The organism is Lentzea sp., assembly GCF_035525475.1.
In the GTDB taxonomy this organism is placed as follows: domain Bacteria; phylum Actinomycetota; class Actinomycetes; order Mycobacteriales; family Pseudonocardiaceae; genus Lentzea.
Map to the genome: position 1 here is coordinate 37662 of NZ_DATLEC010000084.1, position 13920 is coordinate 51581.

Annotated in this window: 14 protein-coding genes; 7 read left to right on the forward strand and 7 right to left on the reverse strand. The window is 71.8% G+C overall.

Features of this window, described 5'->3' with window-relative positions:
- Window positions 1–9: 9 nt before the first annotated feature.
- Window positions 10–1167: a GDSL-type esterase/lipase family protein gene (locus VM306_RS15150; RefSeq protein WP_325515518.1), complete on the forward strand. Its 1158-nt coding sequence runs from the start codon at window positions 10–12 to the stop codon at window positions 1165–1167.
- Here VM306_RS15150 and VM306_RS15155 read toward each other — a convergent pair.
- Together VM306_RS15155 and VM306_RS15160 are read right to left on the reverse strand one after the other, a co-directional pair.
- Window positions 1142–2032 (reverse strand): LysR family transcriptional regulator, encoded by an 891-nt coding sequence (locus VM306_RS15155; protein WP_325515520.1) that lies wholly within the window; start codon window positions 2030–2032, stop codon window positions 1142–1144. The two genes, VM306_RS15150 and VM306_RS15155, sit on opposite strands and share 26 nt — an antisense overlap.
- Window positions 2033–2049: 17 nt before the next feature.
- A complete protein-coding gene (locus VM306_RS15160) occupies window positions 2050–2871 on the reverse strand; it encodes an SDR family oxidoreductase (RefSeq protein WP_325515522.1) in 822 nt (273 codons plus the stop codon).
- Between the two features lie 111 nt (window positions 2872–2982).
- On the opposite strand from VM306_RS15160, the gene VM306_RS15165 reads away from it, so the two are divergent.
- Together VM306_RS15165 and VM306_RS15170 are read left to right on the forward strand one after the other, a co-directional pair.
- A complete protein-coding gene (locus tag VM306_RS15165; protein WP_325515524.1) occupies window positions 2983–4005 on the forward strand; it encodes an LLM class flavin-dependent oxidoreductase in 1023 nt (340 codons plus the stop codon).
- Between the two features lie 239 nt (window positions 4006–4244).
- A complete protein-coding gene (locus VM306_RS15170) occupies window positions 4245–4973 on the forward strand; it encodes a carotenoid oxygenase family protein (protein WP_325515526.1) in 729 nt (242 codons plus the stop codon).
- On the opposite strand, the gene VM306_RS15175 is transcribed toward VM306_RS15170, so the two are convergent.
- The gene (locus tag VM306_RS15175) at window positions 4970–5425 is read right to left on the reverse strand and encodes a helix-turn-helix domain-containing protein (RefSeq protein WP_325515528.1); all 456 of its coding nucleotides are present in this window, start codon (window positions 5423–5425) and stop codon (window positions 4970–4972) included. The two genes, VM306_RS15170 and VM306_RS15175, sit on opposite strands and share 4 nt — an antisense overlap.
- An 81-nt stretch (window positions 5426–5506) precedes the next feature.
- Between VM306_RS15175 and VM306_RS15180 the strand changes: the two genes are divergently transcribed.
- Window positions 5507–6196, forward strand: coding sequence for a nitroreductase (locus tag VM306_RS15180; protein ID WP_325515530.1), 690 nt, complete (start codon window positions 5507–5509; stop codon window positions 6194–6196).
- A 30-nt stretch (window positions 6197–6226) separates the two neighbouring features.
- On the opposite strand, the gene VM306_RS15185 is transcribed toward VM306_RS15180, so the two are convergent.
- Both VM306_RS15185 and VM306_RS15190 read right to left on the reverse strand, forming a co-directional pair.
- A complete protein-coding gene (locus VM306_RS15185; RefSeq protein WP_325515532.1) occupies window positions 6227–7183 on the reverse strand; it encodes a threonine ammonia-lyase in 957 nt (318 codons plus the stop codon).
- 76 nt (window positions 7184–7259) lie between these two features.
- A complete protein-coding gene (locus tag VM306_RS15190; RefSeq protein WP_325515533.1) occupies window positions 7260–7985 on the reverse strand; it encodes an SDR family oxidoreductase in 726 nt (241 codons plus the stop codon).
- A 76-nt stretch (window positions 7986–8061) separates the two neighbouring features.
- On the opposite strand from VM306_RS15190, the gene VM306_RS15195 reads away from it, so the two are divergent.
- Together VM306_RS15195 and VM306_RS15200 are read left to right on the forward strand one after the other, a co-directional pair.
- Window positions 8062–8919: a LysR family transcriptional regulator gene (locus VM306_RS15195; protein WP_325515535.1), complete on the forward strand. Its 858-nt coding sequence runs from the start codon at window positions 8062–8064 to the stop codon at window positions 8917–8919.
- 9 nt (window positions 8920–8928) lie between these two features.
- A complete protein-coding gene (locus tag VM306_RS15200) occupies window positions 8929–9711 on the forward strand; it encodes an MBL fold metallo-hydrolase (protein WP_325515537.1) in 783 nt (260 codons plus the stop codon).
- On the opposite strand, the gene VM306_RS15205 is transcribed toward VM306_RS15200, so the two are convergent.
- Window positions 9695–10252 (reverse strand): helix-turn-helix domain-containing protein, encoded by a 558-nt coding sequence (locus tag VM306_RS15205; RefSeq protein ID WP_325515539.1) that lies wholly within the window; start codon window positions 10250–10252, stop codon window positions 9695–9697. The genes VM306_RS15200 and VM306_RS15205 overlap by 17 nt on opposite strands.
- Window positions 10253–10351: 99 nt before the next feature.
- On the opposite strand from VM306_RS15205, the gene VM306_RS15210 reads away from it, so the two are divergent.
- Entirely contained in the window at window positions 10352–11227 is an 876-nt protein-coding gene (locus tag VM306_RS15210) for an NmrA/HSCARG family protein (RefSeq protein ID WP_325515541.1), read from the forward strand.
- A gap of 4 nt (window positions 11228–11231) precedes the next feature.
- On the opposite strand, the gene VM306_RS15215 is transcribed toward VM306_RS15210, so the two are convergent.
- A complete protein-coding gene (locus VM306_RS15215) occupies window positions 11232–13847 on the reverse strand; it encodes a toll/interleukin-1 receptor domain-containing protein (protein WP_325515544.1) in 2616 nt (871 codons plus the stop codon).
- Window positions 13848–13920 lie beyond the last annotated feature (73 nt).

Sequence of the window (13920 nt, forward strand, 5' to 3'; positions counted from 1 at the left end):
GGAAGAACGATGATCACCACACCACTGACCGACGCGCTCGTGCGCGGTGCCGCCGAGCTGGAGGCCACCGCGCGCGGCGTGCTGCCGCACCGCCTGCCCGCCTGGGTGCGCACCCGGTTTCCCGACCCGCAGCTGATGGGCGCGGAGAGCAGGCCCTCCGGCGTGCGGATCGTGATGGCGACGACGGCGAGCACGATCGAGCTGGTGGTCCACGCGACGTACGTGTCCTACCGCGGCATCGCCCGCCCGCGTGGCAACGTCGACCTCGTCGTCGACGGCGAGGATTACGCCAGCCGGCAGCTCGACGGCGGCGACCACGTCGAGACCGACATGCGAACCGGAACGGTCGAGGTCCACGAGGGCGGCGCGTGCACCGTGCGGTTCACGGGCCTCCCCGAGAACGACAAGCACGTCGAGATCTGGTTGCCCCACAACGAGACGGTGCACCTGGCCGCGTTGCGCACGGACGCGCCGGTGCGGCCCGTCGACTCGGACAGGCGTATCTGGCTGCACCACGGCAGCTCGATCAGCCACGGCTCGAACGCCACCACGCCGACCGGGATCTGGCCCGCCGTCGCGGCCCGGCGGGGTGGCGTCGAGCTGCACAGCCTCGGGTTCGGCGGCAGCGCGTTGGTCGACCCGTTCATGGCGCGCGTCCTGCGCGACCGGCCGGCGGACCTGATCAGCGTGAAGCTCGGCATCAACGTCGTGAACTTCGACCTGATGCGGCTGCGGGCGTTCGTGCCGGCGGTGCACGGGTTCCTCGACACGATCCGCGACGGGCACCCCGACACGCCGCTCGTGCTGATCTCGCCGATCTTCTGCGGCATCTACGAGGACACGCCGGGTCCGGGTGGCATGGACGTGGAGGCGCTGGCGGAGGGCAGGGTCGTCTTCACCGCGACCGGCCCGGACGGACAGGTGCCCCAGCTGACCCTGCGGATCATCCGCGACGCCCTGAAGTCGGTGGCGGAGAGCCGGGACGACGATGAGAACCTGCACCACCTGGACGGGACGACGCTCTACGGCGAGCAGGACGCGATCGCCCACCCGTTGCCCGACGCGTTGCACCCGGACACGGCTGCGCACGAAGTGATGGGCCGGCGTTTCGCCGAGTACGCGTTCGGGCCCGGTGGTCCGTTCAGCCCTCCCGCAACGCCCGCGTGAACGCGTCGGCGGCGGGGGAGCGGTTCTCGTCGGTGACGACGACGGTCCGGCGCCGTTCGACCAGGCCGGGATCGCGCACCGGCACCCAGGTGACACCGCGCGGGACGATGTCGGCGGCGAGTCCCGGCAGGACGGACGCGCCCAGCCCGGCCGCGACCATGCCGAGCCGCGTCTGCCACGTGCGGGCCTCGTGACCGATGACGGGATCGGACAGGGTGGGCCACGCGCCGAACTGCGGGTCGCCCTCCCTGCCCGCGCCCACGATCCACACCTGGCCGGCGAGGTCGCGCACGTCCACTTCGGACTGGGCGGCGAACGGGTGCCCGTTCGCGACGGCGATGCCGGGCCCGCGCCCACCGGGCACGGACTCGGTCCGCAACCCGTCGAGGTCGTAGTCGGGCAGACCGTCGCCGACGGCGATCACCGCGACCTCGATCCGTCCGGCGCGGAGCCGGCGCAGCAGCACGGGACTACCGGCCTCGCCGAGCCGGACGGCCAGCGCGGGATGCGCGGCCTTCACCCGCGCGATCGCCCGCGGCACGAAGCTCGCCGCCGCCGTGGGGTACGCGCCCACCGCCAGCCGGCCCGCGATCCTGTCGCGCAGCCCGGCGATCTCCAGCTCGGCGGCCTCCAGGTGCGCGACGACCTGCCGCGCGTGCCCGAGCAGCGCCTCGCAGGCGGGGGTGGGGCGGACGCCGCGGGCCCTCCGCTCGAACAGCGGGCTGCCGACGGCGGTCTCCATCGCGTTCACCTGCCGGGAGACGGCCGACTGGGTGTAGCCGAGCGCGTCGGCGGCCGCGGTGAACGAGCCGCGCCGCGCGACCTCCACGACGACGCGCAGCCCGACCAAGGTCATTCCCGACATGCGGGCCAGTATCCCGTTCAGGACACGTGGTCGGCGTCCGCGGCGCGCGCGGAGGCCTCCTGCGCCTCGAACCCCGCGAGCCGGTCGCGGACCGCGTTCGTGACCAGCTCGTAGGCGTCGGAGTTGAGCAGCAGCCGCGACGGCGGCGCGTCGGACAGCGCCGCCTCGACGATCGCGTGCGCCACGCCGGACTGGCTGCCCGGCATCTCCTCGACCGAGGGCGGTGACGTGTCCGCCGGGCCGCCCCGGTAGGGCTCGCTGACCGGGACGCGTTGCGCGGAGTCGTAGAAGCTCGTGCGGACCATGCCGGGCTCCACCAGCATCGTCCTGATCCCGAACGGCGCGACCTCGGCCGCCAGCGTCTCGAAGTAGCCCTCCACGCCCCACTTGGTGGCGTGGTAGATCGCGAAACCGGGGAACGTGATGTGGCCGCCCATGCTGGACAGCTGCACGAACACCCCGCCGCCCTGCGCCCGCAGCAACGGCACGGCCCTGCGCGCGACCTGGATCGACGCGGTCAGGTTCGTGGCGATGGAGTCCTCGACCTGCTGGTCGCTCAGGTCCTCCGCCGCGCCGAAGACACCGCTGCCCGCGTTGGAGACCACGACGTCGATCCGGTCGTGCTCGGCGAACGCCTCCCCGAGCACCTGCTCGACCTGTGCGGTGTCGGTGACGTCGAGACCGCGCAGCCACAGCCGGTCGCCGTACCGCTCGGCCAGGTCGTCCAGCTTCCGCGGGTCGCGCAGCGTCGCGGCGACACGGTCTCCGCGCGCCAGGACCTGCTCGACGAGCTCGCGTCCGATTCCCCTCGACGCTCCTGTGATGAACCACGTTGACATGAATCCCACGGTAGGCAGGTCCAGGCATGTCCACCAGCGATGGTTTCGCATCTCAGCCATGCGAAACGCGCATGACTGAGCTCCCGGCGCCCGCCGACGTATAGTTGAATTGTGAAGAAGATTGGCTTCCTGTCGTTCGGCCACTGGTCGGACAGCCCGCACTCGCAGACGAGGTCGGCGGCGGACACGTTGCTGCAGTCGATCGACCTGGCCGTGGCCGCCGAGGAGCTGGGCGCGGACGGCGCCTACTTCCGCGTGCACCACTTCGCCCGGCAGCTCGCCTCGCCGTTCCCGCTGCTCGCCGCGATCGGCGCGAAGACCGAGCGCATCGAGATCGGCACCGGTGTCATCGACATGCGGTACGAGAACCCGATGTACATGGTCGAGGACGCCGGGTCGGCCGACCTCATCGCCGGCGGCAGGCTGCAGCTCGGCATCTCCAGGGGATCGCCCGAGCAGGTGGTCGACGGGTGGCGCCACTTCGGCTACCAGCCCGCCGAGGGCCAGACCGAAGCCGACATGGCGCGGATGCACACCGAGCTGTTCCTGAAGGTGCTGGAGGGCGGCGGGTTCGCCCAGCCCCACCCGCGGCCGATGTTCCCCAACCCGCCCGGCCTGCTGCGCGTCGAACCGCACGCGCCCGGTCTGCGCGACCGCATCTGGTGGGGTGCCGCGTCCAACGCCACCGCCGTGTGGGCGGCGCAGCAGGGCATGAACCTGATGAGCTCGACCCTGAAGTACGACGAGGGCGGCGCGCCGTTCCACGTGCAGCAGGCCGAGCAGATCCGCGAGTTCCGCAAGGCGTGGACCGAGGCCGGCTGGGAGCACGAGCCGCGGACGTCGGTGTCGCGCAGCATCTTCGCGATCACCTCGGACCTCGACGACATGTACTTCGGCGGTGACGGCGAGAGCCGCGACCACGTCGGGTTCATCGACGGGCCGAACCAGGCGATCTTCGGCCGTTCCTACGCGGCAGAGCCGGACGTGCTCGTGAAGCAGCTGGCGGAGGACGAGGCGATCGCCGAGGCCGACACCCTGCTGCTCACGGTGCCGAACCAGCTCGGCGTCGAGTACAACGCGCACGTCCTCGAGAACATCCTCGTGCACGTCGCGCCCGCTCTCGGCTGGCGCTGACGTACGACGGTGGTGCCGTCCAGGCCAGGCCGCGGTGCAGCCGGGCCTGGACGATCCCGGAACTGACCGACGCCATGATGCGTGTTCTCAAACGCGCTGGTCGTCGGACGACGTGACGGTCAGCTTCGCCATGCGCACGACCATCTCCCGGATCGCCGTGTGCAGCGGCGGCAACGGGATCACGCCCTGCGTCTCGCGCAGCCCCGTGATCGCGGCGAGCGTGAGCGCGGTGTCCAGCCGTGTGTCGGTGCGACCTGGAGCTGAGGCGCCTGCCCGGCCTGCCGTACCGGTGGAGCGACGAGCACCGGCCGCGCATCGGCGTCATGCCCCGGCGCGGCCGCGGTGCCGACGTGCGGTGGTTCGACATCGAACCCGGTTACGCCTTCCACGTCGGCAACGCCTTCGAGGACGAGCAGGGCCGCGTGGTGATCGACGCGGTGGTGTATGGCGCGGCCGGCTTCGACCGGGTCTGGTCAGGCCTCGGCGGGCACGCGGACCTGTCGAGCGCGCTGGCGGACACCCCGACCCTCGGCGGCACCCTCTACCGCTGGACGCTCGACCTGCGGCACGGCACCGTGCGGGAGGGCGCCGCGGACGACCTGCCCGTGGAGTTCCCGACCGTCAACGACAGCCGCACCGGCCTCGGTCACCGCTTCGTCTACGCCGTCAGCGCGCCGTTGCTGCTCGACGACGTCCACCGGCCCTCGATCGTCAAGTACGACACCACCACCGGCGAGCGGCACGACCACGTGCTGGCCGGCCACTGGGTCCCCGGTGAGGTGGAGTTCGTGCCCGCCGCGGACGGCGACGGCGAGGACAGCGGCTGGCTGCTGTCCATCGTCAGCAGCGAGGACGCCGCGGAGCTGCTCGTGCTGGACGCCTCCGACGTGACGGCGGGGCCTGTCGCGTCCGTCCGGCTGCCGCGCCGCGTGCCGACGGGCTTCCACGGCGCGTGGATCGCGGATTAGCTCAGCGTCGACAAACCTGGGCCTGCCTCGGGCGTGACGTCGTGGGCGGACAGGCGGGTCCCGCAGGAGTCGCATTCCAGTGCCGCGTGCGCCTCGCCGCCGCAGTCGGTGTGCCGGTAGTGGACGGGCGGGCCGTCCGGTGCCATGTAGGTGTCGCCCCACTCCCGGATCGCCATCAGGATCGGGTAGATGTCGTGCCCCTTGCGGGTGAGGCGGTACTCGGGGTGCTCGCCGTCCTCCGCCGGCTGCCGCGCGAGGACGCCGTGCTCCACGAGGCGGGTGAGGCGGTCCTGCAGGCGGCTGCGCGGGATGCCGAGGTTGGCGCGGAACGCGTTGAACCTGCGGACGCCGGCGAAGGACTCCTTGAGGACCAGCAACGTCCAGCGGTCCCCGAGCAGCACGAGCGGGCGGGTGATCGAGCACGGCAGGTCGGCGAGCTGTTCGTACCGCATGCGGCCACCTTAGCCCTCGCTGGTCTCTTTTCGGGACCTCTGCTGCTAGCGTCTGGTCTTGAAAAGAGACCGGAGGTCACCGTGAGCACCACGACCAGTGCCACCTACGAGGCGCTGCACACGCTGCTGGCCGATCGCTGGACGTGCCGCCAGTTCCTGCCCGACCCCGTGCCCAGGGCCGTCCTGGAGAAGCTGCTGGACCTCGCCCAGCGCACGCCCTCCTGGTGCAACACCCAGCCCTGGCACGTCGAGCTCACCGAAGGAGCGGGCACGGAACGGCTGCGCTCGCGGCTGCTGGCGCACGTCCGCGAGAACGGCGGCGCTCCCGACTTCGCGTTCCCCACCCGGTACACCGGCGTCTACCAGCAGCGGCGCCGCGAGTGCGGCGTGCGGCTCTACCAGAGCGTCGGCATCGGGAAGGGCGACCACGAGGGCACGATGCGCCAGGCCCTGCGCAACTTCGAGCTGTTCGACGCGCCGCACGTCGCGATCATCACCACCGAGGCCGACCTGGGTGTGTACGGCGCGATCGACTGCGGTCTCTACCTGAACAGCTTCCTGCTCGCGGCGCAGAGCCTGGGACTCGGCGCCGCACCGCAGGCCGCCCTCGCCGCGTACCCGGACTTCTTCCGCGAGCACTTCGGACTCCCGGAGAACCGGCGGGTCGTGGCGGCGGTGTCGCTGGGGCGCCCGGATCTCGCGCACCCGGTCAACTCGTTCCGCACCAGCCGTGCCGACGCCCGGGAGGCCGTCACCTGGCACACGACGTGAGCCGGTCCGGTCACCCGTCCTGCTGCGCGGCTAAGCGCCAGCCCACCGGAGCACGTCGGCGACGGCCGCGTTCCCGCCGCACAGCACGAGTCCGAGCCGCGCACCGGGCCCGACGCGGTCGAGGACCGTGCGCGCCGCCGGCACGAGGCAGCCGGCGGCGGGCTCGGCCCACACCTTCTGGCTCTCGGCCAGCGTGAGCGACCCCCGCGCGGCCTCGGCGTCGGACACCAGCAGGACGTCCTCCAGCAGCGCGACGGCGTGGTCGTAGGTCAGCTGCGACACGTGAGGTGCCGCGAGGGTGGAGACGACGGACGTCGGTGTGAAGTCCACCGGTCCACCGGCGGCCAACGCGCGGCGCATCGCGTCGGCTCCCTCGACTTCCACGCCCCACACGCGGACGCCGGGCACGAGCGCGTGGAACGCGGTCGCGACGCCTGCGGCCAGCCCTCCGCCGCCGATGCTCACCAGCACGTCGGTGAGGTCGGGGGCGGCCTCCGCGAACTCCAGGCCCACGGTGCCCTGCGCGGCGGCCACGAGCTGGTCGTCGAAGGGGTGCACAGCGGTCGCGCCCGCCTCGACCAGGTCGTTCATCAGGGCGAACGCCGCCGGCAGGCCGTCGGTCAGCCGCACGTCCGCACCGGAGGCCCTGGCGAGCCCCACCGACCGGGCGGGCGCGGTCGACGGCATCACGACGGTGGCGGCGACCCCGAGCTCGCTCGCGGCGTCGGCCAGCGCGATCCCGTGGTTGCCGCCGCTCACCCCGACCACGCCCGCCGCCCGCGCCTCGCCGGACAGCGACAGGATCTTCGCGAACGCGCCACGGGTCTTGAAGGAACCGCTGCGCTGCAACAGTTCCAGCTTCACCGTCGTCGGGACGCCCAGCAACGCGGACAGGCCGGGGGAGGGGAGGGTGGGCGTGCGCAGCACCCACCGGTCGATCAACCCGGCCGCGGCCCGGACGTCGTCGAGGTTCAGCAGCTCCGCCATACCGCAACCGTAGGCCCTGTCCCGCAGGTCTCGACCGTGACTCCCATCGAACGGGACCTGCGGGACAGGGCCTGAATCACCAGGGGACGACGCCCCCGTCGTCGAAGAAGCCGCCGCGCGGTCCGTCGTCGGGCAGCGTGGCGAGTGTGATGGCGATGGCGGCGCCCTGCTCGGGCGTGCGCGGGGAGTTGAAGCCGGTGAAGTCGGTGGCGACGTAGCCGGGGCAGGCGGCGTTGACGATGACGTTCGTGCCGGCGAGCTCGCGGGCGTACTGGGCGGTGATGCTGTTGAGCATCGACTTGGACGTCGCGTACGCGGCGAGCTGCGGGCCGGTCTGCAGGGTCAGCGAGCCCATGTTGCTCGAGATGTTGACAATGCGCGGCGACTCGGCCCGGCGCAGCAGCGGGAGCATCGCGTTGGTCACGCGGACGACGCCGAACACGTTGGTGTCCAGAACGGTGCGGACGACGTCGAGGTCCAACGTGGACGGGTTCTGCGCGCCGCCGTCGCTGGAGCCCGCGATGCCCGCGTTGTTCACGAGCACGTCGAGCCGTCCCGCTGTCTGCTCGACGGTCTTGGCCGCCACGGCGACGCTGTCGTCGGAGGTGACGTCGAGGGCGACCCCGAACGCGTCGATGCCGTCGGCGCGCAGGCGGTCCACGGCCTCGTCGCGCCTGGCGGTGTCGCGGGCGCCCACCGCCACGGTGAAGCCGATCGCTCCGAGACCTCGTGCGATGGCGAAGCCGATTCCCTTGTTCGCGCCGGTGACCAGCGCGGTCTTCTTGTCGTTCACGTCGTCCATGCTCGGCCGGGAGGCACCCGCGCGTCCAAGATCGTCTCGGTACGCTGTGATACCTGGCGGGTATTAGGCTGAGGTCGTGGCCGACCTCGAGACGCGCGAACTCCGGTACTTCGTCGCCGTGGCGGAGGAGCTCCACTTCGGACGCGCCGCCGACCGGCTCGGGATCGCCCAGCCGCCGCTGTCCCGCGCGATCCGCCAGCTGGAGCACCGGCTCGGCGTGCGGCTGCTCGACCGCGACCGGCGGGGCGTGGCGCTCACCGAGGCGGGCCGGGTGCTCCTGCGCGAGGCGAAACCGGCGCTCGCCGCGGTCACCGCCGCCGCGCGACGGACGCGGCGCGCCGGGGACAGCAGGCGGCCGTTGGTGCTCGTGACCAAGGCCGGGGCGTCCCACGAACTGCTGCAACGACTTCTCGGCGCGGTGGCGGGTGAACCCGGCGCGGTGCCCGTCGAGGTCCTGCTGTGCGAGGTGGGGGAGCAGGCCGGGTTGCTGCGGGACGGCAGCGCGGACGTGGCGATCATGCACCGGCCGTACGACGACCTCGCCGGCTTCGACACCGAGGACCTCTTCGTCGAGGGCCAAGTGGCGATCCTGCCCGGGGCGCACCCGCTCGCGTCGCGCGACCGGCTCGTGCTCGCGGACGTCCAGGACGTGCCGGACCTGCCGATCGCCCGCTGGCCGCGGCTCGACGGGTCCTATCCGGACGGTCCGGGCCCCGAGGTGCGCACCCAGTCGAAGCTCGCCCAGCTCGTGGCGCTCGGCAAGGCGCTGCTCGTCATCCCCGCCTCCAGCCGCGCCTGGCAGTGGCCGCAGCACGTCGCGGTCCCGGTCGTCGACGCTCCCGACGTCACCACGGTGATCGCGTGGCAGCCGGGTAACCGATCCCCGGCGGTCGCCTCGCTCGTGCGCACGGCGGCGCGGCTCCGCGAGTCCTGAGAGGATCCGATGCGGAAGATCACCGAAAGCGCGCACCACGCGTCGTTCGAGCTCGGCGGCCTGACCGTCGTCGCCCTGCTGGACGGCCACCTCGACCTGCCGCCGTCCCGGCTGCTCGACGAGGACGGCCGCGCCGCGCTCGTCGACGGGCGACTCCGGTTGTCCGTCAACGCCTTCCTCGTCGACGACGGCGAGCGGCGGGTGCTGGTGGACACGGGCGCGTCGAACAGCTGGGGCCCCACGATGGGCCGCTTGCCGGAGAGCATGGCCGCGGCCGGAGCCGACCGGGAGAGCATCACGGACGTCGCGATCACGCACGCGCATCTGGACCACCTCAACGGGCTCATCGCCCCTGACGGCTCGGACGCCTTCCCCGCGCTGGAGCGGGTTTTCATCGGGTCGGGCGACGAAGGACGTCTGTCGGGCGACCTCGCACGGTTCCGGGATCGCGCGGTCATCGTCACCGGCCCGCTGCCGGTGACGCCGTGGATGACCGCACTGCCCGCTCGGGGACACACGCCCGGCCACACCGTCTACGACGTGCACTCGGGCGCGAGTCATCTGCTCATCTGGGGCGACACGGTGCACGTGCCGTCAGTGCAGTTCGAGCATCCCGAGGTGGCGTGGGAGCTGGACGCCGACCGGGAGCTCGCCCGCGCGGAGAGGGCGGCGCTCCTCGAACGGCTGGTCGCGCCGGGGTACTTCGTCGCCGGTGCCCACCTGGACTGGCCGGGGATCGGCCGGGTCGTGCGGGACGGCTCTGGCTACGCGCTGGTCACCGACCTGGGCTGATCCCCGCCACCGCCACCGCCAGCAGCCGCTCGGCCGCGGCGGCCGGGTCGCGGTGGTGCTCGGTCGCCATCGCGATGCCGACGACCAACGTCACCAGTTCGGCGACCGCGACGTCCTCCGCGACCGCCCCGTCCGCGATCGCCCCGCGCAGCAACGGTTCCGCCGCCTCGCTGATCGCCGCCGCGCACGAGTTGCCGTGCACGGGGTCGGCCTCGTAGGACAGGGCGGTCGCCAGCCCGCGCGCGGTGACGCAGTACGCCACGAGATCGGCCAGCCACGTCAGCAGCGCGCCCCTGCTGTCGCCGGAGCCGGCCAGGTCGCGGGCGCGCTCGCTCAACGCCTCGACCCGTTGCTGCGACACGGCTTCCAGCAACGCCTGCCGGGTGGGGAAGTGGCGGCGCACGGTCGCCGAGCCGACCCCGGCGACGCGGGCGATCTGCTCGAGCGACGCGCCCGCGCCGTGCTCGGCCACCTCCCGCTCGGCCACGGCGAGGATCCGCCCGTGGTTGCGCCGGGCGTCAGCACGCTGGCTCTCGGTCATGACAACCTCGTGGTTGATAAACGGCGGGGTCCGCCATATCGTAGCGGACACAGAAACGGCGGCCCCCGCCGTTTTGCTGTCGGAGTTACAGGGAGAACCATGTCCGTGCTAGTCACAGGAGCCACCGGCAAGCAGGGCGGCGCCGTCGTCCGCGCACTCGCCGAGGCAGGTGTTCCGGTGCGCGCCCTCGTCCGCGACCCCGAGTCCGAGCGCGCGAAGGCGCTGGGGGTCGAGCTCGTCGCCGGCGACCTGAACGACCGCGAGTCGCTGGTCCGCGCGACCAAGGGCGCTCAGGCGGTGTTCTCGGTGCAGATGGCGCCGTTCACCGGCGACGGGTTCGACTTCGCGGCCGAGCTGGCCCAGGCGGGCAACCTGGTCGACGCCGCGCGCGAGTCCGGTGTCCCGCAGTTCATCCAGACCACCGTGGACGGCGCGGGAGAACGCATCCGCGACGAGCGCTTCCCGATCAGGGAGGCCTCGCTGAACACCAAGGCCGCCGTCCAGGACCGGGTCCGCGAGGCCGGCTTCGAGCGGTGGACGCTGCTCAAGCCGGGCTTCTTCATGGAGAACCTCCTGCCGTCGTCGGCGTACCTGTTCCCCCGCGGCGTGGAGGGCGGCCTGGTGAGCCTGCTCAAGCCCACGACCCGGCTGTCCCTGTTCGCCGTGCGCGACATGGGCCCGGCGGTGGCCGCCATCGTCGCGGACCCGGAGCGGTTCCACCGCGTGGAGCTGGAGTTCGCGAGCGACTACCTGTCGATGGCGGAGATCGCCGAGGTGCTCTCCCGCGCACTCGGAACCGAACTGACCGCGCCGGACATGACGCTGGAGGAGGCGCGTGCCGCCGGGATGCCCGAGATGGGCGCGGGACACGACCGGTTGAACGAGACGGGCATGGCGGGCCGCCCGGAGTACGCGAGGGCCCTGGGCCTGCCGCTGACCAGCTTCGCGGAGTGGGCCCAGGAGCACCTGGGGTGACCGCTCAGCCGCACGGCCAGGGCACGTCGACGTCCCCGAGGTAGCGCTGCCGTTCGCCGGCGGACAGACCGCCGCTGACCATCGGGCACAGCGCGCGGACCCAGGCGCCGGGGTCCGCCTCCCACACGGCCAGCGCACCGTCCTCCTTCGCTGTCAGGAGACCGCCGGTCCCCGTCGCGGCGAACCCGGCGACGGGTCCGGGGTCCTGCCAGGTCCCGACCTGACTGCCGTCGGCGGTGTTCCAGAACAGGAGCTCGCCGGTCTCCGGCCGCAGCTGGACGACATGACCGGCCGCGAAGGCGACGGACGTCGCCGGGTCTTCGAACCCCAGCCCGAACACCGCGGAACGCCCACCACCGTCGAACAACACACGCCCGTCGGCATCCACCGCGGCCACCTGCCCACCGTCATCACTCACCGCGAAATCCCGCACATCCGCGGGAAAGTTCATCTCGCGAACCTCGTCCAGCGCGCCGTTCTCCCAGCGCCACAGAGCGATGTCGGTCCCCCCGGCCCCGGCCACACGCGCCTTGGTCACGACGGCGACGACGTCACCGCGCAGGTTGGTAGCGATCCGCTGGTCGTCCTGGGCAGGACCGGCGGCGTCCTGGACCACGGGCGTCCCGTCAGAACCGGCCACGACCACGTGAAGGCCGTCACCGAGGAAGTCACGGCCGGTCGAGACCCGTTGCCCGTCAGGGCTGATCCGCACGGCCCGGCCCGCCGGGGGAAGGGTGGCCTTCTCGGCCAGCGTGCTCACCTCCCGCAGGACCACGCCGCCCATTCCGGAAATCGCCGCCGTACCACTCGCGCTGACCGCCGCCCCCTGAACCCCCGACGGCCCCCGCAGCCGAGCCCGAAGCCGGTTGTCCTGATCCGGTGAGGTCAGCACGAGGGTGCCGTTCTCCGACATGGAGGCGACGACCTTCCCGTCCCCGCTGATCCTCAGGTCGTGAATCCGAGCCGGGTGCTGGAAGAGCTGCGCGGTAAGGGCGAGCGTCTCGTCGAACAGCAGCACGGCACCCTGCTCGGTACCCACCACGACACGCCGTCCATCAGCGGACATGCTGACACAGCAAGCATCTTTCCCGACCTCAACAGTCCGGACCACGGTCCGCGAGCCGACGTCCCACAGCTCCAGCACGGAACCGTTGAGCAACGCCAGCGAAGACGTCCCGACAGCCAACCCGCGCGCCCGGACCCTGGCCGCGCCAAACGCGGAAAACGTGCCGTCAGCCGGATCGAACGCAGTGACCTTCGCCCCAGGCGAGCGCCCTTCGACGGTGTGAAGCAGGTCTCCGCGGAACTCCAGCGGACCACCCGGCGCGTCAGCGTCCTCGACGTTGATCACCGGTCGCCCCGTCTCCACGTCCCACACCCCGAACTTGGGCGTGAACCCACCGCTCTTGCCGGCGGACGCGGCGACCCACCGCCCGTTCGAGGACAGCGCCACGCGCTCCACCGCACCGCCGAACGGAATCTCCCGCACCAGCGACCCGTCACCGACGTTCCACACCTTCACCGCCAGGTCGCCGCCGTTGACGAGCAGGCGACCGTCACCGCTCAACCCCAGTGAGAACGACGAGTCCGGCAGGTCGACACCGGTGGCCCGCCGGGACTTGCCGTCCCACAAGGACACCCGCCCGTCACCGTAGGCGTGGGCCAGCACCGAACCGTCGGCACTGACAGCCACGTTCGCGCGCGTACCCATGTCCGCAGGCCGGTTGGGAGTGATCGTGTCGGTCCCGGATGAAACGACCGACACCACGTACCGAGCCCGGTCGAGCATGCTCATCAACGCGGACTTGGCCTGCACGGACTGGTTGGCCCCCCACGAAGCCAGCGCAAGCCGAATCGCCAACTGCGGATCAGCAGACAGCAAACGCTGCGCATCGACAGCAAGCGCCCGAGACAACGCAAGCCGAGCCTGCTCAGTAGCCCGATCCCTCTCGGCAACAGCAACCCGCTGCTGCCACACAGCGACACCACCGGCAACAAGCGCCAACGACAACAACCCCGCCAGCACCGCGACAAGCCGCCGCTGCTGCCGGGAGTCCTCACTGATCAACTCGTCCTTGGCAACCCCGTGAATCCCCGCGGCCACCGTAGCGGCAGCAGCGCGAAACCCAGCACCACCAAGCCGTTCCGGCTCCCGCAGGTCGACCCACAACGGCTCCGCCGAGAACCACCCGGCCAAAGACCGAGGAAGCGCCGTGGTCCGCTCCCAGTCGAAGTCACCGGCAGCCTCGTCCCACACCAGCTCCCCACCGGTGAGGACGATCAGGAACGTCTCCCGGGACTTCCGCTCCCGCCACAGGGCAACCTCACGCCCAACCCACACAGAAGCAGCCGACTCAGGACAGGCAAGAAGCGTGAAGGTGCGGGAGGCCAGCAACGCGTCCTGGATCGACGCCCACAGATCAGGGCTGGCAGCAAGGCTGACATCGTCACGAAACACCCGCAAAGCCCGAGGCTTGTACCAGACCCGCCCGATCCGGTGCAGGCTCCGCTGCACCTTCCTGGCGAGCGGCCGATCAGCCGCATGGCTGTAGGAGATGAACCCGTCGTACACCCGTGACCCCCTTAGGTGGCAGCGGACACTACAGAGACGACCGTGCAACGTCAGCCGTTCAAGCCAGATCGGCGGGGGTTAGAGGCAGCGCCCCTGAGGGGAAGCACGCAGCAGGATTGCC